This window comes from Lysobacter solisilvae, from assembly GCF_016613535.2.
Classification (GTDB): domain Bacteria; phylum Pseudomonadota; class Gammaproteobacteria; order Xanthomonadales; family Xanthomonadaceae; genus Agrilutibacter; species Agrilutibacter solisilvae.
The window spans coordinates 1,734,810-1,756,573 of the sequence record NZ_CP071518.1 but is presented as its reverse complement, the minus strand read 5'-3'; the positions used below and the strand labels follow the sequence as shown (position 1 = coordinate 1,756,573).

Sequence of the window (21,764 nt, the reverse complement as noted above, 5' to 3'; positions counted from 1 at the left end):
GACTGTGACGGCGGTATGCTTGTGGATCTTTCCCGGCGTGGGGACGCCACCACCATGAAACTGCACCATCTGTTTGCAACTGCACTGCTGTTGTCCTGCGGCCTGGCCGGCAAGGCCTCGGCCGCCGAAAGCTATGACAACTGCGCCGGCTTCATCGACGCGCTGCCCGTCTCGATCGGCACCTAGGGGGTCTGGTGCCTTCGGCAGGACGTCAGCACCGCGTTGACCAGCGGCGCGGCGATCACCATCGCCACCAACAACGTCACCATCGACTGCAACCACTTCAAGGTGGGCGGCCTGTCGGCCGGCGCGGCGACCAAGACCACGGGCATCCTGGCCGACGGCCGCCTCAACGCGGTGGTCCGCAACTGCAACGTGCGTGGCTTCTACATCGGCGCGGCCCTGTCCGGCGGCGGCCACGTGATCGAGGACAACCGCTTCAACAGCAACACCGGCACCGGCGTGTACCTGGAAGGCGACGGCTCGGTGATCCGCCGCAACCTGATCGCCGACACCGGCGGCTCCACGATCTCCACCACGGCGGCCGGCATCGTCACCGCCATGGACGTGGACGTGATCGACAACACGGTGTCCTCGGTGTTCGTGGCCAGCGGTGCCGACCGCGAGGCCTACGGCATCTCCGCCTCGGACAACACCAGTGGCAGCATCCGCGGCAACCGCATCCGCAATCTGACCGTCCTGGGTGCGGGCAGCACCTTCGGCATCTTCAACGCGGTGTCCTCCCGGGTGGTGATGAAGGCCAACCACGTCATCGGCGACGGCACCGGCAGCAGCCTGTTCGGCATCGCCTGCGCGGACGATGCCGGCATCACGCGCGACAACGTGATCAACGGGTTCCAGACCGGTGTCTCCCAGTGCTCGGACGACGGCAGCGACGTCGTCAAGCTCTAAGGCCCAGGCCAGATCCCAACAGGCACGTTTCCGCCCGCCGCGCAGCCGCGCAACCCGCGCCGCCGGCATCGCACACGATCAGGACCACATGACCATGAACACCCGCACCTTCCGCGCCCTGCTGGCGCTGGCCGGCCTGCTGCCCCTGAGCCATTCGGCGCTGGCCGCCGAGGCCTTCGACAACTGCACCGGCTTCATCGACTCCATCCCGACCAACATTTCCTCGCAGGGCACCTGGTGCCTGCGCAAGGACCTGAGCACCGCCATGACCAGCGGCGACGCCATCGCCGTCAACACCGCGAACGTCACCATCGACTGCAACGGCTACAAGATCGGCGGCCTGGCGGCCGGCGACGGCACGCAGGCCGTGGGCATCAACGTGCTCGACAAGCCCAATGCGGTCGTCCGCAACTGCAACATCCGCGGCTTCCTCATCGGCGCCAAGGTCGGCGAAGGCGCCCCGCTGGTCGAGGACAACCGCTTCGAGGGCAACACCTCGATCGGCATCCAGGTTTCCGGGGCCGGTGGCGTGGTGCGCCGCAACCTGGTGCTCAGCACCGGCGGCTCGACCCAGACCGGCGACGTGCTCGGCATCGAGACCAGCCTGGACACCGACGTCATCGACAACACGATCGATACCGTGGCGCCGCGCGCGGGTTCCAACGGCAGCGGCTTCGGCATCCGTGCCAACGGCGCGACCGGCGCCAGCATCACCGGCAACCGCATCCGCAATGTGCTGAGCGACGGCTCCGGCGAGTCCCACGGCATCGCCGGCGAGGACATCAGCCGCCTGATCGTCACCGACAACCAGGTCATTGGCGTGGGCGACGGCATCGCGATCAGCTGCGACGACACCGCCAGTACCGCCAAGGACAACACCATCGCGGCCTTCGCCACCGGCCTGTCCGGCTGCGACGACGACGGCGGCAACGTGCTGGGCAACTGACCGCCCGGCAGCTGACCGACCGGGCAGCTGACCGGTTCAGCGGCACGCGACGACGGCAGCCTCCGGGCTGCCGTTTTCGTTTCCACGCACGGCGCGCCCGGGGCGCGGTGGCCCGCCGGCGACCCGGCAACTCTCACGCAGCCGCTACCGCCGCGGGCTTCCAATGCCCTGACTGCGGTGGCGCCCGGATGGCCTGCCGCATCGCGCCTGCGCATGGAAGCGGCCATATCCCGCCGGAGAGTCCGCCATGAACCGCACGCCCGTCCCGTCCGCACACCTGCCCTCCCGCGGCCTGCTCGCCTGCATGCTCCTTGCCCTGGCGCTGCCCGCGGCGACGGCGCAGGCGGCCGAGAGTTACGACAACTGCACCGGCTTCATCGATTCGGTACCCACCTCGATCTCCTCGCGCGGGACGTGGTGCCTGCGCAAGGACCTGGGCTCGTCGGTGGCCAGTGGAGCGCTGATCACGGTGGAGGCCAACAACATCACCATCGACTGCAACGACTTCAAGCTGGGCGGCATGTCGGCCGGACCGGCAACGCAGACCAAGGGCATTTCCGCCAAGCTGCGCAGCAACCTGACCGTGCGCAACTGCATGCTGCGCGGCTTCTGGGCCGGCATCCATGTGTCCGGCGGCGTCGGGCACGTGGTCGAGGACAACCGCATCGACAACTCCAGCGCGGTCGGCCTCTGGGTGGATGGCGACGGCAGCATCGTCCGCAACAACCGCATCAGCGAGACCGGCGGCGCCGCGCAGGGCGACGTGACCGGCCTGATCGTGCAGGGCGACGCCATCCAGGTCGTCGACAACATGGTCAACGGCGTGGCCGGCAGCCCGGACGCGGAAGGCTTCGCCCAGGGCCTGCTGTTCAACGGCACGTCGGGACTGGTGCGGGGGAACTTCATCACCGGCGTGCTGCCCAATGGCGGCGGCGCGGTGGGGATCAAGAGCGACGTGGGCTTCCTGACCGTGGTCGAGGGCAACGTGCTGGTCAATCCGGTCCCGACCGCCGGTATCGGCATCGACGTCAATGCCGACCCCCATCGCCCGGTCTGCCTGTCCAACCGGGTGCGCAACTATTCCACCAGCGCCTACGACACCTGCGTGGATGGAGGCGGCAATTTCGCCGACTGAAACGCCATGCTGCGTCGCACCCGCCTCCCGGATATCCTTCACCGCGCCGGTCCGCAGTGCATTGCGCGGCGGGCCCATCCTGGACCGACTCCTTTCGAACGACCTGAGGGAACCACCTTGACTTCTCGCCTTATCTGCATCACCGCCCTGGCCCTGGCGCTGGCCGCCTGCAAGCCCACGGCCCCCGAAACCGCCAAGCCCGACGCCGCCGCCACGCCGACCGCCGAGCAGCCGCCCGCCCAGCCCGCCGATCCGATGGCCACCGAGGGCGGCCCCGAGCGCCCGGACCTGGCCATGCCCGAGCGCGACAAGACGCCGGTGGACGCCAAGGTCGTCAACGTGCGCCTGAGCAGCTCGGGTGACACCGAGAAGCACACCCTCGGCGCCCCGACCGAAAAGTTCGGTCCCAAGGACACCGTCTACGCCGAAGTGGAAACCAGCGGTTCGGCCAAGGAATACACCATCTACGCCAAGTGGATGACGGCCGACGGCACCGTGCTGGCCGACTACGGCATGCGCGTGGACCAGCCCGGCACCAAGCGCACGGTGATCAGCCTGAGCAAGCCCGATGGCTGGCCGTCCGGCAAGAACTCGATCGAGCTGGCGGTGAACGGCAAGACCGAGCGCACGGTGACCTTCGAGGTTCAGTGAATGTCATGACGCAAATCCCGGCGGCGCTCGCGCCGCCGGTGGCGGTCGGCGGTGTCGGGGGCAGCGGCACCCGCATCGTCGCGCGCCTGTTGCAGGCCGCCGGGATCCATACCGGCGAAGACCTCAACGATGCGTCCGACACGCTGTGGTTCACGCTGCTGTTCAAGCGCGCGGACATCCTGCAGTGCGACGACGCCGAGTTCGACGCCCTCGTCCGCGTGCTCGCCGACGTCCTGTCGGGGGTGGCCCGCTTCGATGCGGACACCGTCGAATGGCTGCAGGCCCTGGCGCGCATCGACCGCTCGCCGCAGCACAGCGCGCAATGGATGGAAGCCCGCGCGCGTACCCTGATCGCCGCGGGCACGATGCACGCGAAGCCCGTCGCGCCGCGCCGCTGGGGCTGGAAGGAACCCAATACCCACGTCGTGATCGAGCGCCTGTGGCGGCGGCTGCCGACGCTGCGCTACGTGCACGTGGTGCGGCACGGCATCGACATGGCCTTCAGCGCCAACCAGAACCAGCTCCAGTTGTGGGGGAAGCACGTGCTCGGCGGGCCGGGCCCCGTCACCCCCGCGCGTTCGCTTGCCTACTGGTGCCGCGTGCACGCCCACATGCGTGCCCTACACGCGGCGAACCCGCAGCGCATGTACTGGCTCGACTACGACCTGCTGTGCCACGACCCCGTCGGGCAGACGCAGGCGCTGTGCCGCTTCCTGGAGTGCGATCCGACCGCGATGGCCGCGGTGCTGGACGAAGTGCAGCACCCCCCTCGCTCGCGCCACGCCGGCCAGTGCCTGGCCGAGTTCGATCCGGACGACCTGGACTTCGTCAGTTCGCTCGGCTACGCCGTGCATGACCCGGCGGCCCCGGGGGAAAGCCCCGGACCGGCCGACCCCCGAGCGTCAGCGCCTTGAGCGTCGCCCCGCGCGGGCGCCGGGTGCTGTGGGTGGTCGGGCCGGCACTGGGACATGCCGCGCGTGCGCTGGTGGTGGCGCGCGCCCTGCGCGACGCGCACGGCGTTGGCAGCCGCTTCATCGGCGCCGACCGGCACGGCTTCCACGCACGGCTGCTGGCCCCCGAATTCGACACGATCGATACCGGCCACACACCGGCGCAGTTCGAGGCGTTCGCGGACGCGGTCGCGGCGCAGCTGGTCGAACACCGTTACGACGCCCTGTGCCTGGATTGCGCCAGCGTTCCCTGGCGGCTGGCCATCGGCGAGCCGGGCCTGCCCAGCGTGTACCTGACCAACGCCTTTCTCGCCCACGCCACGCAGGCCACGCACCAGGACCTGCAGTGGCGTGAGCACGGCGCGTCGTGGAATGCGCGGCGCCAGGCGCGCGGGCTGCCACCGCTGGCGAACGCCGCCGCGCTGTTCGAGGCCGACCGCGTCCTGCTGGCCGATCCGGACTGGATCCTGGACGTCGACGCCGCGCTGCCGGTCCACCATCGCCTGACCGGCGCCTGCGCCTGGGCACCGGATGGACCGCTGCCCGACGCCCTGGCCGGCCTGCGCGACGTGGCGCTGATCGCCACCGGCTCCACCGGCACACCGTTGCCGGCGGGGTTTCCCCAGGCGCTGGCCCGTGCCTGCGGCGCGCGCCACGTCGTGCAGGTGGACAGCCAGGGCGTACGCCTCGATGGCCGGACGCTCGACGTCGGCGTGGTGCCCCTGCCCGCCCTGCTCGCCCATTGCCGCGTCGCGCTGACCCACGGCGGTGCGGGATCGACCTGGCTGGCGCTCGCGCAGGGCGTGCCGGTGCTGGTGTGGCCGGGCCACCACAATCATCGGCTGCTCGGGGAACGCATCCAGGCCGCGGGCTTGGGCCTGCTGCTGGACCCGCAGGGCGGTGCCGCGCAGTTGCAGGCGTTCGAACGCCGGGCGCAGGCCATGGGCGAATGCGCCCGGGCCCACGCGTTCGACCTGCAGTCCGGGCCGCTGCGTGCGGCGGGCGAAATCGTCGCGATGCTGTAACCCGCGTCGCCGTGGCCGGCGCGCGTCACGAGCCTTCGCGAGATGGGAACGGGCAGTGCGGCGCGCGCCGCAGCCTTACCAGGGCAGGCCCAGTTCGGCCATCAGCGGCCCCGCCTCGGCTTGGATCGCGTCCAGTTCCTGCGCGGTGAAGGCGTCCTTCCACTTTCCGCGCGAGTCGCCGTCCACTGCCCGGCCGCGCTGTGTGTCGCCCACGGCCAGGCCCTGCATCACTTCGTGGTGGGCATGCGGCGCCTGCGGCAGGCCGACATGGGCCTGCATCCGCGCCAGCCAGCCGGCGGGGTCTTCCACGAGGCGGTCGTAGCGCACCGGCAGCGCGTCCAGCGGCGGGGTGCAGAAGTCACGGTAGAGGCCCGACTTCAGCGTCCAGATGATCGCGTGGCCGAGCGAAGCGGGCAGCGTCGGATCGGCCAGGCGCCGGATCTGCGACGCGAAGCGGTCCGCCATCTCCGGCGCCTGCTCGAGCTTGCGGCGCTGGTTCTCGAGGAAGGGCACCGCCTGCAGGCTCGCCATCGAGTGCGCCACTTCGCGCACGTCGCGCAGCGCGAACACGCAGGCCAGTGGCTGCGCGCTGCGGGCCAGCGCCTGCGGATGGAAGGTGGCATTGGGCGCCTTGAGCACCACGTGCGTCGGCGCGCGGCCCTCGCGCTGGCGGGCATCGGCGTACTTGCGCAGGGCGCGCGGGGCGAACTCGTCGAACACGGGCTCGACGGGATCGCCCTGCACCAGCGCATTGACCAGCTTGTAAGCGCCCTCGTCCTCGTCGATCAGCAAGGCGTCGGGATGGGCGCCGAGCATCTGTCCCATCAGCGTCGTGCCGCTGCGCTGGCAACCCAGCACCAGGACGTAACGCGGGCCACTGCTCATGCGCCGCCGTCCCGTGTATAGCCGTGCGCCTCGGCCAGTGCGCCGCACACGGCCCAGACCTCATCGATGCGTTCGTCGCCCGGCGACCACAGGCGCCGGCGCGCGTCGTCCACCCGCAGCGCCACCGGCCTGGGTGCGACGCCCACGAACGCGGCCATCTGCGCGGCGGTCGCGTCGGGCTCGTCGCAGAGCGATTCGTAGCGCAGCGTCAGGCCACGGCCGGGAGGCAGACGGGCGAAGAAGGCCTGGGCATCGGCCAGCTGGTAGGCCCAGGAGGCGGCGTTGCGGATGTGGTCGGGATCGGCCGCCGGATCGCGCTCCCAGCCCAGCTGGCGATAGGCCGCGCGCAGCGTGGCCTCGCCGATCGGATTGTCGATGCGCGAGGTCATGTGGGTGCGCCGCAGGCACGTGTCGAGCGGGTGGCGCACGACGTGCACGAAGCGCGCCGCCGCGAAGGCCTGCGCGGCGTCCGGCAGGATCAGCATGGTCTCGGGCAGTTTCCAGCCCCACAGCGAGACCTCGTCCGGCGCCTGCGCGAGCACGCCAGCCGCGCACGCACGCAGTGCGTCGACGGCATCGGCCGCGCTGGCGCCGGTCGCCAGGCGATGCACGCCGAGGCGGTAGATGGTTTCCACCCATTCGACCGAGTCGTCGCTGCGGTTGAGCCGGTTGCCGAGGAACACCCCCAGCTGCTGCAGGACGACGGAGAACAGGCGCGTACCGCTGCCGCCGCGGCCGGCGATCACGATGGGGGCGGTGATATCGGCCAGCGGTGGGGCCGCGCCGGCGACGTCGGGATTGTCGGCGGAACGCCGGGGAGCGGGATCGGAAGGAATCGATTGGGTCATGGCTAGCGGAAAAGGAGAGGGTCAGGCGCGCTCGGCGGACAGGCGCAGGAAGGGCAGCGCCTGGCGCGGCAGGCTGCCCAGGTAGATGGGACGCACGGTCGGCTTGGCGTAGGGCCGGCCGCGCAGCTGTTCGTACTCCTGGCGGAAACGCTCGCCCGGATGGACCTCGGGCCGCGCGTTGGTCGCGGCGCCGCCGTGGAACTGGTGGAACGTGCCCTCGCCCAGCAGGGTGACCAGCTGGGCGCCCGGCGCTTCGCAGGCGCGCTTGTAGAAATCCAGGTTGGCCAGGCCGCCGCCGGGGAGGACGAAACGTTCGTCGAAGCCCTCCAGCGCGTCGAACATCGCGCGCGATACGGTCACGCAGTTGCATTCGGAGATCGGCTGGAACCAGCCGTTGCCCGACGAGTTGGCCAGGGCACGACACCTCGAACAGGCGGTAGCCATCGGTCTCCCAGCCCGAGCCGGCCAGCAGCGCGTCCTCGACGTCGCGGTCGTAGCCCTCGAGCATGGCCACCTTCTGGATCTTCTGGCCCAGGTGCCAGGCCAGCGCACCGACCACCGGCTGCGGCGCCAGCCGCGTGCCCAGGGCGATGAAACGCAGCATGCCCGGCGAGAGGATGCGCGCGCCATCGATGCAGATCACCACGAACTGGCCGCGCGTGCGGCGCACGGCCGCGTTGATGGCCGGCACCGGCGAGGGCGAGGTGGTGGGATGGAACAGGTAGTCGAACTGCGGGCCGAAGGCGCGCACCTGGTCGGCCTGGAGCGGCTGGTCGGAGCCGTTGTCGACCACCAGCACTTCGTAGTCCAGCTCCTCGACGCCCAACTGGTAGCCACGCGACAGCGAATGCAGCGTCCGCGGCGCTTCCCGGCGCATGTTGTGGCAGATCACCACGATCGATAGCAATGGACCGGTCAAGTCGCTGTCTTCCCCGTCGCGCCGCACCTGCGGGCGTGCCTATCGTAAACGCTCGCCCGGGGCAACGCCGAAGCCGTCTTCCGGCTAAGCTGCGCCGGTCCGTCATCAGCCCGGGAAACTCCATGATCCGCAATCGCCTGCCGTTCCCGCGCGCCCTGCGCCCATTCGCCCTGGCGGCGCTGGCCCTGGCGTGGGCGGCACCCGTGACCGCCGCCGAGAGCTACGAGAACTGCACCGGCTTCATCGACTCGCTGCCGGTGGAAATCTCCAGCCAGGGCACGTGGTGCCTGCGCCACGACGCGTCGACCGCGCTGACCTCCGGCGCCGCGATCACCATCAACACCAACAACGTCACCATCGACTGCAACGATTTCAAGCTGGGCGGCCTGTCCGCCGGCACGGCCACGATGGCCATCGGCATCCACGCGGTCGGGCGCTCCAACGTCGTGGTACGCCACTGCAGCGTGCGCGGCTTCTATCGCGGGATCTACCTGGTCAGCGGCCCCGGCGGCCACGTGGTCGAGGACAACCGCCTGGACAACAACACGCGCACCGGCATCCGCGTCGACGGCGACGGCTCGGTCGTGCGCCGCAACCTGGTGCGCGACACCGGCGGCACCACGGTGACCGTCGGCAGCGCGAACGCGATCATCACCACCGGCGACATCGACATCGTCGACAACACCGTCGTCGGCGTGCTGCCCGGCGTCGATGGCTCGGGCAACGGCAACGCCTTCGGCATCCGCGCCGATAATTCCACCGGCGGCACGGTCGAGCACAACCGCGTGCGCGGCCTGGTTTCGGTGGGCCCGACGGGCGGGGCCTACGCGATCCTGCTGGCCACGGGCAACTACAACAGCGTGCGGAACAACCACGTCGTCGGCCCGGGCAGCACCGGGCTGGCGTGTCCGGGGACCACCGATGGCGCCATCGGCAACACGGTCTACGCCTTCGAAACGTCGATCGCCGGTTGCGCCGACGAGGGCGGCAACGTCATGAAGTGACGGCCAGGCGGGTGCGATCACGGCCAGTGCCCCTGCGATCCCGCCCGCCCCCATCAAGACTCCCGTTCCCGGGCCGATAAGCCCTATGGCGACCCGCGACCGGCCACTGCACCGGCGCGGGGCGCCGAGCGCGGGCCGTTGCGGTCCGCAGGCTGCGCGACCCTCGCGCCACCGGGAGAACACGAATGACCCACCGCTTTCTGGCCATGCTCGGCCTGGCCGTCCTGCTCGCTCCCCACGCCGCCCAGGCTGCCGAGAGCTACGACAACTGCACCGGCTTCATCGACTCGGTCCCGGCGACGATCTCGACCCAGGGCGTGTGGTGCCTGCGCAAGGACCTGTCGACCGGACTGACCGACGTGGCGGCCATCACGGTGGCGAACAACAACATCACCATCGACTGCAACGGCTTCAAGCTGGGCGGCCTGCAGGCCGGCACCGGCACCGACAGCCACGGCGTGAGCACCTCCGCCGACCGCCAGGGCGTGACGGTGCGCCGGTGCAACATCCGCGGCTTCCGCGTGGGCATCAACCTCACCGGCGGCGGCCACGTGGTGGAGGACAACACGCTCAACGGCATGACCTTCCAGGGCATCAACCTGGTCGGCGACGGGTCCGTCGCCCGCGGCAACACCGTGCTCACCACCGGCGGTTCCACCCATCCGACTTACCTGACCTACGCGGTGGGCATCGCGACGGCCTACGACGTGGACGTCATCGACAACACGGTCAACGGCGTGGTCCCGACCGGCGACGCGGGCGGCAATGGCAATGCCTCGGGCATCTACACCTATCTCAACCAGGCCGGCACCGTCAGCGGCAACCGCGTGCGCGGCGTCGCGGCCACCGGCACCGGCGTCGAGCAGGCGATCCGCAACCAGGCCAGCGGCCGCGTCACGGTGGTGGAGAACACGCTCAACGGCAGCGGTCGCGCCGGGTCGACCGGCGTGCTCTGCGGCACGTCCGTGGGCGCGGCGGTGCGCAACGTGGTCAGCGGATTCGACACGGCTGTGGCCAACTGCTACGGCGAGGCCAACGTCGAGATTCCCTGATCGGCGCCGGTCACCGACTGTAAAAGCGACGGCCCGCCAGCGCGGGCCGTCGTTGTTTTGAAACCGGGTGGCAGGCGGACGTGTTGTCCCCCTGCGCCCGGTAGGCACTGTCGCCGGCGGATCGCCCGACGGCGCGCCGCCCTGCCGGGCCAGGCGCGCGGTGAGGATCAGTCCACCCAGGCCCGCGCGTTGGCGAACATCCGCTGCCACGGGGATTCATCCGTGCCGGTGGCCTGCCGCCAGTCGCGCGGCGCCCAGCTGAAGTTCGCATTGCGCAGCGTGCGCTCGGGATGCGGCATCAGGATGGTCACGCGGCCGTCGTCGCTGCTCAGGCCTGCGATCGAATGCGACGAGCCGTTCGGATTGGCGGGGTACCGGGTCGCGGGCGTGCCATCGCCTTCGATGTAGCGCAGGGCGATCGCCACGCGCGAGGCATCGCCGGTGGCATCGAAGCTCGCACGGCCTTCGCCGTGGGCCACCGCCACCGGAATGCGCGATCCGGCCATGCCGCGCAGGAACAGCGACGGCGAGTCGGCGACTTCCAGCAGCGCCAGGCGGCCTTCGTACTGCTCGCTGCGATTGCGCAGGAACTGCGGGAAGTGCTCCGCGCCCGGGATCAGGTCCTTGAGCTGCGACAGCATCTGGCAACCGTTGCACACGCCCAGCGCGAAGCTGTCGCTGCGCTGGAAGAACGCGGCGAACGCCTCGCGCAGGGCGCTGCGTTCCAGCACGGACGTCGCCCAGCCGCGCCCGGCGCCCAGCACGTCGCCGTAGCTGAAGCCGCCACACGCCACGAAGCCGGTGAAGTCATCGAGCTTGAAGCGCCCGTGGATGAGGTCGCTCATGTGCACGTCGAACGCCTGGAAGCCGGCGCGGTCGAATGCGAACGCGGTTTCGATCTGGCTGTTGACGCCCTGCTCGCGCAGGATCGCCACCTTCGGACGCACCGCGAGGTTGAGGTACGGCGCGGCCACGTCCTGCGTCGCGTCGAAACCCAGCTTGGGACGCAGGCCCGGAGCGCCGAAATCACGCGCGGCGGCGCGTTCCTCGTCGGCGCATTCGGGGTTGTCGCGCAGCTTCTGCATCGCGTGGGTGGTGGACCACCACGCGTCGAACAGCTCGTCCCATCGCCACTGCGCCAGCACTTGGCCTTCCTGCCGCACCCGGATCACCGGGGCGCTGGTCGGCCGGGCGATGCGCTGCGCGCAATCGATCAACCCGTGGCGCGCGACCAGGTCGGCGAACTCGGCACGGTCCTCCGAGGCGACCTGCACCACCGCGCCCAGTTCCTCGTTGAACAGGGTGCGCAGCGCGTCGGCGCTGCGGTCATCGCCCCAGCCGTCCAGATCGATGTCCAGGCCCACGTGCGAGGCAAAGGCCATCTCGCACAGCGCGGCCAGCGCGCCGCCGTCGCTGCGGTCGTGGTACGCGCGCAACAGGCCGTGCACCCGCGCGTCGCGGATCAGTTCGAAGAACGCACGCAGGCGTTGCGGGTCGTCCAGGTCCGGCACGGCCGCGTCGTCGGGGTCGGCGGAACGGCCGGCGAAGGCCGGCATGACGCCTTCGCTGGTCATGGTGGCGCCAGCCTGCGGATACACCTGCGCCAGCACCGAACCACCCAGGCGCTGCTTGCCCGCGCCCAGTCCGATCAGCCACAGCTCCGATTCCTCTTCCCGCTCCAGCTGCGGCGTGAGCTGTTCGCGCACGTCGGTGACCGGCGCGAATGCGGTGACGATCAGCGATACCGGCGACACCGACTTGTGGGCCTCGCCGTCGGCGTGCCACTGCGCCTGCATCGACAGCGAATCCTTGCCCACCGGAATGCTCAGCTCCAGCTGCGGGCACAGTTCCATGCCGACCGCCTTGACCGCGTCGAACAGGCGGGCGTCCTCGCCCGGGTGCCCGGCCGCGGCCATCCAGTTGGCCGACAGCTTGATGCGGTCCAGCGCGTCGATGGGCGCGGCGACCAGGTTGGTGATCGCCTCGCCCACGGCCATGCGCGCGGCGGCGGCGGCGTCGAGCAGGGCCAGCGGCGTGCGTTCGCCGATCGCCATCGCCTCGCCGACGAAACCCTCGAAACCCGAGAGCGTGATCGCGCAGTCGGCCACCGGCATCTGCCACGGACCGACCAGCTGGTCGCGCGCGGTGAGTCCGCCGACGGTGCGGTCGCCGATGGTGACCAGGAACTGCTTGGCCGCGACGGTCGGATGGGCCAGCACGCGCAGCGCGGCCTCGTGCAGGTCCAGTCCCTGCCAGTCCAGCGCGGGCCACGGGGCCGCGGGCGGACGGCGGGTGTCGCGGTGCATCTTCGGCGCCTTGCCGAACAGCAGGTCCATCGGCAGGTCGATCGGCCAGTCGCGACCGCTCTCGCGGGCGTTGGCCACGGTGGCGCCGTAGCCGACGACCAGGTGTTCCTCGGCCGTGGCGTAACCCACCACCGCGAACGGGCAACGCTCGCGCTCGCACAGCGCGGCGAACTGCGCGACGCGCTCGGCCGGCAGGCCCAGCACGTAGCGCTCCTGGGATTCATTGCACCACAGCTGCATCGGCGACAGCGAGGGGTCGTCGCTGGGCACGCGTGCCAGGTCGATCACGCCGCCGACGCTGGAGTCGTGCAGCAGCTCCGGAATGGCGTTGGACAGGCCGCCCGCGCCGACGTCATGGGCGCTGGCGATGGGATTGTCCTCGCCCAGTGCGACGCAGCGGTCGAGCACTTCCTGGCAGCGGCGCTCCATCTCCGGGTTGTCGCGCTGCACGCTGGCGAAGTCGAGCTCCTCGGCGCTCTCGCCGGAGGCCACCGAGCTGGCGGCGCCGCCGCCCAAGCCGATCAGCATCGCCGGGCCGCCGAGCACGATCACCGCATCGCCCGGACGCAGCGGGTGCTTGTCGACCTGCACGCGGTCGATCGCGCCCAGGCCGCCGGCGAGCATGATCGGCTTGTCGTACGCACGCGCGTGGGCACCCTCGCCCAGCTCGAAGCTGCGGAAGTAGCCCACCAGGTTCGGACGGCCGAATTCGTTGTTGAACGCGGCGCCGCCCAGCGGGCCGTCCAGCATGATCTCCAGCGCGGGCGCCATGCGCGGGTTGAGCGCGCGGTCGGTCTCCCAGGGCTGGGGCAGCGTGGGGATGCGCAGGTGCGACACGGAGAACCCGCACAGGCCGGCCTTCGGACGACCGCCGCGGCCGGTGGCGCCTTCGTCGCGGATCTCGCCGCCGTTGCCGGTGCTCGCGCCAGGGAACGGTGCGATCGCGGTGGGGTGGTTGTGCGTCTCGACCTTGATGCAGAACGCCGAAGGCACTTCGGACTCGCTGCGGTAGGCGTGCGAGTCCGGCGCCGGACGGAAGCGGCGCGCCGGATAGCCTTCCACCACCGCGGCGTTGTCGCTGTAGGCCGAAAGCGTGTGCTGCGGCGTCGTGGCGTGGGTGTTCTTGATCATCTTGAACAACGAGTTCGGCTGCTCGCGTCCGTCGATCGTCCAGCTGGCGTTGAAGATCTTGTGCCGGCAGTGCTCGGAGTTCGCCTGCGCGAACATCATCAGCTCCACGTCCGACGGCTGCCGGCCCAACGCGCCGTATCGCTCGCGCAGATAGGCGATTTCGTCCTGTGCCAGCGCCAGGCCCAGCCGCGCGTTGGCCTGCTCCAGATCCGCCAGCGCGATCCGCTCGAGCTCGCCGCGCGCGGGCGTGGCGAACAGCAGCGCCGCGTCGTCGCGGGCATCCAGCAGCGACTGGGTCATCGGGTCGTGCAGCAGGCGCGCCAGGGCGCCCTGGGTCGCCGCGTCGGTGGGCCAGCCCGCCAGGTCGTAGCGCAGGCCGCGCTCGACGCGCCGGACCGGCTGTCCGGCGCCACGCAGCAGCTCGGTGGCCTTGCTGGCCCAGGGCGACAGCGTGCCCAGGCGCGGCGTGACGTAGCGGGAGACGGCGCCGGTTTCGCGCGGGGCCTCCTCGAAGCCGCCCTGCAGGATCCGGGCGAGGGTCGCGCGGTCGGGAGCGGCGTCGGTGTCGGGGAGCACCCAGTAGGTCCACCACGCGCCGAGCAGGCGCAGGTCGGGATGGACGGCTTGGAGACGGGATTGCAGGCGTTCGCGGCGGAACGAAGACAGGGCGGCAGCGCCCTCGAGGACCATCATGTCCGGGGAACCGTGGGGTACGGGCCGGCTATTGTAGCCGCCCCTGCCGGCCGGACGCCCATGGAGGTCCGGGCGGGCGGGCGGACCGCAGCCGCCCGGGGCGTACGCAGGCGGGTTCGCCGAACGATCGCGCCATGAAAAAGGCCGCGCTGGGCGCGGCCTTTCGCGGTGGACCCCGGGCGCCGTGCGCCCGGCCCCGGCTTCAGCCGCCCGTGGCGGCTACCGGGTCGGCGGCGGTGGACGCGGCCGGGGCCTGCTTGCCGGTGGCCAGCTTGTCCAGCGCCTGGCGCAGTTCGGCCGGGGGCAGGTAGCCGCCGACCGTGGTGCCGTCCTCGGCGATGATCATCGGCGTGCCGGTGAGGCCGGCGCGCTGGCCGACGTCGTACTGCATCGTCACGCTGTTCTTGCAGTCCTTCGACGGAATGGCGACTTCGGCCTTGGCGTTGGTGAGCGCCTTGCGGCGGTCGGACGAGCACCACACCGAAATCATCTTCTTGTGGTCTTCGCTGCCCAGGCCCATGCGCGGGAAGGCGAGGTACTGCACGGCGATGCCCTGGCGGTTGTACTCGGCGATCTCGCTGTGGAACTTCTTGCAGTAGCCGCATTCCACGTCGGTGAACACCGCCACGGTGTGCTTCGGGTTGGCCGGCGCGAACACGATGCGTTCGCTGACCGGCACCGTCTTGAGCAGTTCCTTGCGCGTCCTGGCCATCGACAGCTCGCTGACGTTGGTCTGTTCGACCGTGTCGTACAGCGCGCCCTGCGGGCCAGGCAGGAACAGGTAGCGGCCGTCATCGCTGACGTAGGCCATCTGGCCCTGCACCACCACTTCCTGGAAGCCCTTCATCGGCGAGGGGCCGACGCGGTCGACGACGATCTTGGGATTCAGCCGGCGCACGGCCTCGATGGCCCGGGCTTCGGGCGTGCCGGCCGTCGCCTTCGCGCCCGTCGCGGACGCGGCGCTGACCATGGGGCCCTTGGCCGATGCGGCCTGGGCGCCGGGCGCCTGTGCCGCCGCATTGGGCTGCGGGGCCTGGGCGCAGGCGGAAATACTGATGGCGCCCAGCAGGGCGAAGACGATGCGCTTCATGGGGGTCCTAGCGTGGAAGTCCGGAAATTGGAGTGCCGGAAGGTTCGGCAGGTTCCCGATTGTGGCACGCAGGGCGACACCGGGAAGCGACCCGGCGCACGAAGGGCCGTCTCACCCTCTCGGATGGTGGCGGGCGTGCAACTGCTTGAGGTGCTCGCGCGCGACCAGTGTGTAGATCTGCGTCGTGGACAGGGACCCGTGGCCGAGCAGCAACTGCAGCGCGCGCAGGTCGGCACCGTGGTTGAGCAGGTGGGTGGCGAAGCTGTGGCGCAGCCCGTGAGGGCTGATCCGGGCCGGCTCGATCCCCGCCGCGCCCGCGTAGCGCTTGACCAGGCGCCAGAACTGCTGCCGGGTAGGCGCCTCCCCGGTCGCATTCAGGAACAGCGGCGCCAGGGCGCGTGCGCCGGCCAACTGGGGACGGGCGGTGGACAGGTAGCGCTCCAGCCAGTGCTGGGCCTCCTCGCCCAAGGGCACCAGGCGTTCCTTGCTGCCCTTGCCGGTGACGCGCAGGGCGCCCTGGCGCAGGTTCACGGCAGTCGAGGGCAGGTTCACCAGCTCGCTCACGCGCAGGCCGCAGGCGTACATCAGCTCCAGCATCGCCCGGTCACGCAGGCCCAGCGGGCTGTCAGTGTCGGGAGCCGCCAGCAGGGCCTCGATTTCGCTCTCGGCCAGCGCCTTGGGCAGGCTGCGCGGCAGCCGTGGCGGGTCGAGCAGTGCGGTCGGATCGTCGGCGCGCGCGCCGGTGCGGATGCGATGGGCGAAGAAGGCCCGCAGCGCCGACAGCAGGCGCGCGGTGCTGCGGGGCGCATAGCCCTGCTGGCTGCGCCAGGCCAGGTAGTCGAACAGGGCGGCCCGGTCGGCGCCGGCCAGCCCGCCGCCGCGGCCCTCGCGCCAGCGCGCGAAGCCTTCCAGGTCGCGCCGGTAGCTGTCCAGGCTCTGCCGCGCCAGGCCCTGGTGGGCCCAGATCGCATCCAGGAACTGGCCGATGTCGCGCGCGTCCGCATCCGGCACGGGCGGCAGGGTCATGGTGCTCTGGCGGCGGTCGGCAGCAGTGCGCGGGCTCATCGTGCCAAAGCTTATATGCTGGCGCGATGACCTCCGACGCCCCGCCCGCCGCGCCCGCCGCCGCCGCCGATACCCCGCCCGAGCCGCTCATCGCGTGGCGCCTGCTCGCGCTCTTCTACGATCTGTGGCCCGCGCTGGCGCTGTGGATGCTGGTCTCGGTGGTGTTCACCGTGGGCTTCACCTTCCTCGGGCATCACGACCCGCGCCAGAACATCCCGCCGTTCTCGCTACTGGCATGGCTGCTGTGGCTGGCGTGCTGGGTCATCGCCGGCCTGTACGCGACGGTGAGCTGGCGCCGCGGCGGCCAGACCCTGGGCATGCGTCCGTGGCGGCTGCGGCTGGTCTCGCGCGATGCGGGGGTGCCGGCGTGGTCCCAGTTGTGGACCCGTTACGCCGTGGGCACGTTGTCATTGCTGCTGGGTGGCCTCGGCTTCTGGTGGGCCTGGTTCACGCCTGCGAAGTCGACCTGGCACGACTTGGCCTCCCGCACGCGCCTGGTCCGCCTGCCCAGGCGCTGACGCGGCCCCTGCCTGCCTGGCGCGATCGCTGTCCGCGATCGCCCCTCCCCCGCCTCATGGCCTGAGCCCCAGCGCTCTCGCGTTCGCCACTGAGTACCCGCGGCGTGCGTGCCGTCGGCGTTGGACACCGCATGCCTGCTCTCGACGCGACCCACCTGCTGGTCGGCATCACCGGGCATCGGCACCTGCATCCCTCCGCGATCGCCCCGCTCCAGGCGCAGGTACGGGCCTTCTTCCTCGACCTGGCGGCCCGCTATCCGCAGCTGCCCGTGATGCTGTTGTCCTCGCTCGCCGAGGGCAGCGACCAGTTGGTCGCGCAGGTCGCGTTCGAGCTGGGCCTGCGCGTGGTCGCGCCGCTGCCGTTGCCGGTCGAGCTGTACCGCGAGGATTTCGCATCCGCCGACAACCTGGCGTTGTTCGAACGGCAACTGCAGCAGGCCGAACTGGTTCCGCTGCCCCTGCGCTCGGGCGTGACGCTGGCGGACGTGGCGGTGCGCGGTCCGGCGCGGGACCGCCAGTACGCACAGGCCGGCATCTTCATCTCCAGCCATTGCCACGTGCTGCTCGCGCTCTGGGATGGCCTGGAATCCGACCGTCTCGGCGGCACCGCGCAGATCGTGCGCTTCCACCTGCACGGCGAACTGCCGGGCGCGATCGAGCGTCGGCGCGGGACCACCCTGGCCCTGCTTGGGCTGGACGAGGAAACCGTGGTCTACCACCTGCCCACGCGACGCGACGGGGACGTCGAACCCGCGTCCACCCAGGGGCTGTGGCTCACCGCCGAGGACGCCGTGGTGGCGCAGGCGGCCATGCCGGCGACGTTCGACCGGATGTACAGCCGCCAGGCCGCCTTCAATGCCGATTGCCGCAAATACGCCGACGCGATTGCCGCGGAACGCCCCGGCGTGGCCGATGGCCCGGACTGCCCGATCCACGCGATGTTCGTCACCGCCGACTGGCTGGCGCGTACCTACCAGCGCCGCGTCAACCGGGTGCTGAAGGTCGTCTACCTGCTGGCCGCGGCGATGGGCTTCGCGTTCTTCCTGTACACGCACGTCGCGACGCACCAGCTGATCATCAACCTGTTCCTGGTCTTCTTCCTGGCGGGCATGGGCGTGGTGTCGGTGTCGCGGCGCCGCGAATGGCAGCGCAAGTACCTGGACTACCGCGCATTGGCCGAAGGGCTGCGCGTGCAGTCGTTCTGGCGGCGCGCGGGCATCGCCGACCTGCATTCGCCGTCCTTCGCGCACGACAACTTCATGCACAAGCAGGACGCGGAGCTGGGCTGGATCCGCAACGTCATGCGCAGCGGCAGCCTCGAAGGCCTCCTGCGACCCGCGGGCGAACCCGAGGTGGCGGCCGTGGTGCGCGAGTGGATCGGCACCACGCAATCCGATGGCCAGCTGCGCTACTTCGAGGTCGCGGCGGCGCGGCGCGCCGGACTGCATCGCCGGGCGGAGCTCGCCGGCCTGTGGTGCCTGTGGATCGGCGTGGGCCTCAGCGCCGTGCTGGCGTTCTTCTCGCGCTGGTTCGACCCGCACCTGCAGCACATCCTGGTGTCGACCATGGGCATCGTGTCGGTGGCGGCGGCGGTGCACGAGGCCTATGCCTACAAGAAGGCGGACAAGGAACTGATCAAGCAGTACCGCTACATGCTGCGCATCTTCGGCGCGGCCCGGCGCCGGCTCAACAGCAGTCGGGGGGTGGGCGAGCAGCAGCAGGTCCTGCGCACCCTCGGCGAGGCGGCGCTGGCCGAACACGCCGAATGGACGCTCATGCACCGCGAGCGGCCGCTGGAACATTCGCGGCTTTGACCGATCCGCTGTGGACGACGGCCTTGATCGGTCGGCCTTGATCGATCGGCCTTGATCGACCGGCTTTGATAGACCGGCCCTGATCGACCGGCTCGGCCGTTCTGCACGGACGAATCGCTCCGACCCCCATCCGGGTGTGGCCTTCGCCTGACCGCCCCCCGGACCCGCGGGCGTTGTTCCGGATGGACCGGAGCTCACATGCCCACGCGTTTCCGCGCCTTCCTCAGCTACAGCCACGCCGATGCCGAATGGGCGCGCTGGCTGCTGCGCCGGCTGGAAACCTATCGCGTGCCATCGCGGCTGGTGGGCACGCAAGGCGCGCACGGCCAGATCACGGCCCGGCTGGGCACCTTCTTCCGCGATCGCGACGAGCTGCCCAGCTCCGGCGACCTGGGCAGCAGCATCCGCGGCGCGCTGGACGATTCGGCGGCGCTGATCGTCGTGTGTTCGCCCTCGGCGGCGCAATCGCGCTGGGTCAACGCGGAGGTCGAAGCCTTCCGCGCCGGCGGCCGCGACGATCGCGTGCTGTGCTTCGTCGTGGCCGGTGAACCCGGCAGCGCCGACCCCGCGCAGCAGTGCTTCCCGCCCGCGGCGCTGGCGCCCGGCAGCGATGGTCGTCCGGTCGAACCGCTGGCCGCCGATGCCCGCCGCGAGGGCGACGGCCGCGAACGCGCCTTCCTCAAGCTCGTCGCCGGCCTGCTCGGCATCGGCTACGACAGCCTTGCCCGTCGCGAGGCGCAACGGCGGCAGCGCAAGTGGTCGATGGTCGCCGCCGCGTCCCTGGCGGGCATGGCCATGGCCCTGGCCCTGGCCGCCACGGCCTGGGTCGCGCGCAACGACGCCCAGCGCCGGCAGGCGCAGGCCGAGGACATCCTGGGTTTCATGCTGGGCGACCTGCGCGAGAAGTTGACGACCGTGGGCCGGCTCGACCTCATGCGTTCGGTCGATGACAAGGCCACCGGCTACTTCGCCACGCTCGATCCCCGCGACCTCAGCGACCGCGCGCTGGAAGAGCAGGCCCGTTCGCTCACCGGCATCGGCGAAGTGCGGCTGGGAGAAGGCAACCACGACGCCGCCATGTCCGCCTTCCGCGAGGCGCACGCACGCAGCACCGCGCTGTACCAGCGCGCGCCGGACAACGGGCAGCGCCTGTTCGACCTGGCGCAGGCCGAATACTGGATCGGCTTCGTGGCCCTGGAGCAGGGCCGCCACGACGACACCGGCGTCTGGTTCCGCAAGTACAAGGACAGCGCGCTGAAGCTGGCGGCGATGGATCCGGACAACTTCGACTGGCAACGCGAAGTGGCCTATGGCCACCACAACCTGGCCGTGCTCGACGAGCGCCTGGGCCGGTTCGCGGACGCCGAACGCGAGATGCGCGCCAAGCGCGAGCTGTACCGCAAATGGCTGCGGCAGCGCCCGCGCGACCTGAAGCTGCGCTACGAGGACGCCAATACCGCGGCGTGGCTGGGCCTGATGTCGGCAAGACAGGGAAAGCTCGCGGACGCGGAGGGCTTCTATGCGCAGCAGGTGGCCGGCATGAGCCGCAACGCCGCCGAGGATCCGGCCAATGCCGAGTGGAAGGAAGTGCGGATCGATGCGCTGATCCTGCTCACGGATGTGCAGGCCCAGCGCGGTCGCCTGGACCAGGCGCGCGCCAGCATCGCAACCGCGACGCCGCTGGCGTTTGCCCTGGCACGGCAGGATCCGGCCAACAACGGCTGGCAGGTGTCACCCGCGATCTGCCGCTGGTGGCAAGCGCAGCTGGCGATGACGGCGGATGCACCGGCGGCCGGAACACTCGCGACGGAAGCCACCGCGATCCTCACCCGCGCGCACCGTGCCGAACCCAGGAACGAACGCGTGCTCAGCTGGCTGGTGCGCGCGCGCAACCTGCAGGCCCAGCTTGCGCTGGCCCAGGGCGACGCCGCCTCGGCCGGCAGGCACTTGGCCGCCGCGCGCACGCTGATCGACCCGGCATGGCGGGCCGGGCACAACGAAGCGCTGCGCCTGTGGCTGGCCCGGACCTGGCTGCTGGAGGGCGAGGTGGCGCAGCAGCAGCGCCAGGGCGCCGACGCCGCGGCCAGGTGGACCCGCGCCAGGAAACTGCTTGAAGACGATGCCGCCACCGGGGTTCCCTTCAGCCGGCTCGATCCGCTGGTGCGCGTCCTGCATCACCTGGGCGAGGACGTCGAGGCCACGCCACACCGGCAACGCCTCGACGCCGCCGGCTACATCCCGATGCAACCGTTTCCACCGGCGGCGCGCGTCGCCGCGCAATGAACGGCAGCCCGCATCGGACGTGCACGACGGGCCTAGCGCCCGCCTCCCCCCGGCCCCGCAGGGCCTGCCCTCGAAAGGAACACGACCATGCCCAACAACACCCCCAACATCAATCTCGACGTGCGCAATTTCTCGTCCGGCGATCCGGGCTGGCACAACGTCAACGCGTCCAATGGCCAGCCTTACAGCTATTGCTATACCGGCGGCGATGACAGTGTCGGCGGACTGATTTCCACCGCGGGCGAGGGTCGGGACACCGCGCCGCTCCAGCTGATTGCGGACCAGCGCTACCAGATCACCAGCTGCACCTTCAGCAACGACACGCAGAACCAGCTCAGCTGGAACGGCGGCAACCGGTCCGGCACGATCGTCGATGCCAACGTGCAGGTCGAAGACGCGGAGTACAGCATCCTGGTCACCGACACCGTCAACGGCAACTGCACGATCCAGTGCGATCCCGACGTCAAGATCAAGCCGCCGGCCAACGCGTAGTCCCGTGATCCCGCGATACCCGTCGCGTGGCGAGCTGACGGGTAT

The 21,764-nt window shown here is 70.7% G+C and carries 19 protein-coding genes and 1 pseudogene; 13 read left to right on the top strand and 7 right to left on the bottom strand.

Going from position 1 to position 21,764, the window contains the following annotated elements; all coding sequences use genetic code 11:
- The first annotated feature begins 54 nt into the window (after nucleotides 1-54).
- The 7 genes from I8J32_RS17865 to I8J32_RS07615 all read left to right on the top strand — a co-directional run bounded on the left by I8J32_RS17865 (nucleotide 55) and on the right by I8J32_RS07615 (nucleotide 5,619).
- A complete protein-coding gene (locus I8J32_RS17865) occupies nucleotides 55-186 on the top strand; it encodes a hypothetical protein (RefSeq protein WP_284691300.1) in 132 nt (43 codons plus the stop codon).
- A 36-nt stretch (nucleotides 187-222) separates the two neighbouring features.
- Nucleotides 223-912: a right-handed parallel beta-helix repeat-containing protein gene (locus I8J32_RS07640; protein ID WP_207526856.1), complete on the top strand. Its 690-nt coding sequence runs from the start codon at nucleotides 223-225 to the stop codon at nucleotides 910-912.
- A gap of 94 nt (nucleotides 913-1,006) precedes the next feature.
- Nucleotides 1,007-1,858: a right-handed parallel beta-helix repeat-containing protein gene (locus I8J32_RS07635; protein WP_200610315.1), complete on the top strand. Its 852-nt coding sequence runs from the start codon at nucleotides 1,007-1,009 to the stop codon at nucleotides 1,856-1,858.
- Nucleotides 1,859-2,105: 247 nt separating this feature from the next.
- Nucleotides 2,106-2,993, top strand: coding sequence for a right-handed parallel beta-helix repeat-containing protein (locus I8J32_RS07630; RefSeq protein ID WP_200610313.1), 888 nt, complete (start codon nucleotides 2,106-2,108; stop codon nucleotides 2,991-2,993).
- A 117-nt stretch (nucleotides 2,994-3,110) separates the two neighbouring features.
- Entirely contained in the window at nucleotides 3,111-3,644 is a 534-nt protein-coding gene (locus I8J32_RS07625) for a hypothetical protein (RefSeq protein WP_200610311.1), read from the top strand.
- Nucleotides 3,645-3,649: 5 nt separating this feature from the next.
- The gene (locus tag I8J32_RS07620) at nucleotides 3,650-4,558 is read left to right on the top strand and encodes a sulfotransferase (RefSeq protein WP_200610309.1); all 909 of its coding nucleotides are present in this window, start codon (nucleotides 3,650-3,652) and stop codon (nucleotides 4,556-4,558) included.
- Nucleotides 4,555-5,619: a glycosyltransferase gene (locus I8J32_RS07615; protein ID WP_200610307.1), complete on the top strand. Its 1,065-nt coding sequence runs from the start codon at nucleotides 4,555-4,557 to the stop codon at nucleotides 5,617-5,619. Before I8J32_RS07620 ends, I8J32_RS07615 begins: the two co-directional genes overlap by 4 nt.
- Nucleotides 5,620-5,694: 75 nt before the next feature.
- Here the strand turns inward: I8J32_RS07615 and I8J32_RS07610 are convergent, their stop codons facing one another.
- The 4 genes and pseudogenes from I8J32_RS07610 to I8J32_RS18075 form a co-directional block, all read right to left on the bottom strand.
- The gene (locus tag I8J32_RS07610) at nucleotides 5,695-6,504 is read right to left on the bottom strand and encodes a sulfotransferase family protein (protein ID WP_200610306.1); all 810 of its coding nucleotides are present in this window, start codon (nucleotides 6,502-6,504) and stop codon (nucleotides 5,695-5,697) included.
- Nucleotides 6,501-7,352, bottom strand: a complete 852-nt coding sequence (locus I8J32_RS07605) for a sulfotransferase family protein (RefSeq protein ID WP_200610304.1) — start codon at nucleotides 7,350-7,352, stop codon at nucleotides 6,501-6,503. Before I8J32_RS07605 ends, I8J32_RS07610 begins: the two co-directional genes overlap by 4 nt.
- A 21-nt stretch (nucleotides 7,353-7,373) precedes the next feature.
- Complete coding sequence (locus tag I8J32_RS07600; protein WP_207526855.1) at nucleotides 7,374-7,712, bottom strand: hypothetical protein; 339 nt, start codon at nucleotides 7,710-7,712, stop codon at nucleotides 7,374-7,376.
- 325 nt (nucleotides 7,713-8,037) lie between these two features.
- A pseudogene (locus I8J32_RS18075) lies at nucleotides 8,038-8,229 on the bottom strand (hypothetical protein); the annotation flags it as partial.
- Between the two features lie 164 nt (nucleotides 8,230-8,393).
- Here I8J32_RS18075 and I8J32_RS07590 point away from each other — a divergent pair.
- Complete coding sequence (locus I8J32_RS07590; protein WP_200610300.1) at nucleotides 8,394-9,275, top strand: right-handed parallel beta-helix repeat-containing protein; 882 nt, start codon at nucleotides 8,394-8,396, stop codon at nucleotides 9,273-9,275.
- Nucleotides 9,276-9,460: 185 nt separating this feature from the next.
- The gene (locus I8J32_RS07585) at nucleotides 9,461-10,327 is read left to right on the top strand and encodes a NosD domain-containing protein (RefSeq protein ID WP_200610298.1); all 867 of its coding nucleotides are present in this window, start codon (nucleotides 9,461-9,463) and stop codon (nucleotides 10,325-10,327) included.
- Nucleotides 10,328-10,494: 167 nt separating this feature from the next.
- Here I8J32_RS07585 and purL read toward each other — a convergent pair whose 3' ends face one another.
- From purL to xerD, 3 genes are all read right to left on the bottom strand, one after another.
- Complete coding sequence (gene purL / locus I8J32_RS07580) at nucleotides 10,495-14,457, bottom strand: phosphoribosylformylglycinamidine synthase (protein ID WP_200610296.1); 3,963 nt, start codon at nucleotides 14,455-14,457, stop codon at nucleotides 10,495-10,497.
- 202 nt (nucleotides 14,458-14,659) lie between these two features.
- Complete coding sequence (locus tag I8J32_RS07575; protein ID WP_200610294.1) at nucleotides 14,660-15,547, bottom strand: DsbC family protein; 888 nt, start codon at nucleotides 15,545-15,547, stop codon at nucleotides 14,660-14,662.
- Nucleotides 15,548-15,658: 111 nt separating this feature from the next.
- Nucleotides 15,659-16,612, bottom strand: coding sequence for a site-specific tyrosine recombinase XerD (xerD, locus tag I8J32_RS07570; protein ID WP_200610292.1), 954 nt, complete (start codon nucleotides 16,610-16,612; stop codon nucleotides 15,659-15,661).
- A 26-nt stretch (nucleotides 16,613-16,638) separates the two neighbouring features.
- On the opposite strand from xerD, the gene I8J32_RS07565 reads away from it, so the two are divergent.
- From I8J32_RS07565 to I8J32_RS07550, 4 genes are all read left to right on the top strand, one after another.
- A complete protein-coding gene (locus tag I8J32_RS07565; protein ID WP_200610290.1) occupies nucleotides 16,639-17,130 on the top strand; it encodes an RDD family protein in 492 nt (163 codons plus the stop codon).
- 131 nt (nucleotides 17,131-17,261) lie between these two features.
- Nucleotides 17,262-18,944: a hypothetical protein gene (locus I8J32_RS07560; protein WP_200610288.1), complete on the top strand. Its 1,683-nt coding sequence runs from the start codon at nucleotides 17,262-17,264 to the stop codon at nucleotides 18,942-18,944.
- 198 nt (nucleotides 18,945-19,142) lie between these two features.
- On the top strand, nucleotides 19,143-21,227 hold the full coding sequence (locus I8J32_RS07555) for a toll/interleukin-1 receptor domain-containing protein (protein WP_200610286.1): 2,085 nt from the start codon (nucleotides 19,143-19,145) through the stop codon (nucleotides 21,225-21,227).
- An 87-nt stretch (nucleotides 21,228-21,314) separates the two neighbouring features.
- Nucleotides 21,315-21,719: a hypothetical protein gene (locus I8J32_RS07550; RefSeq protein ID WP_207526854.1), complete on the top strand. Its 405-nt coding sequence runs from the start codon at nucleotides 21,315-21,317 to the stop codon at nucleotides 21,717-21,719.
- Nucleotides 21,720-21,764 lie beyond the last annotated feature (45 nt).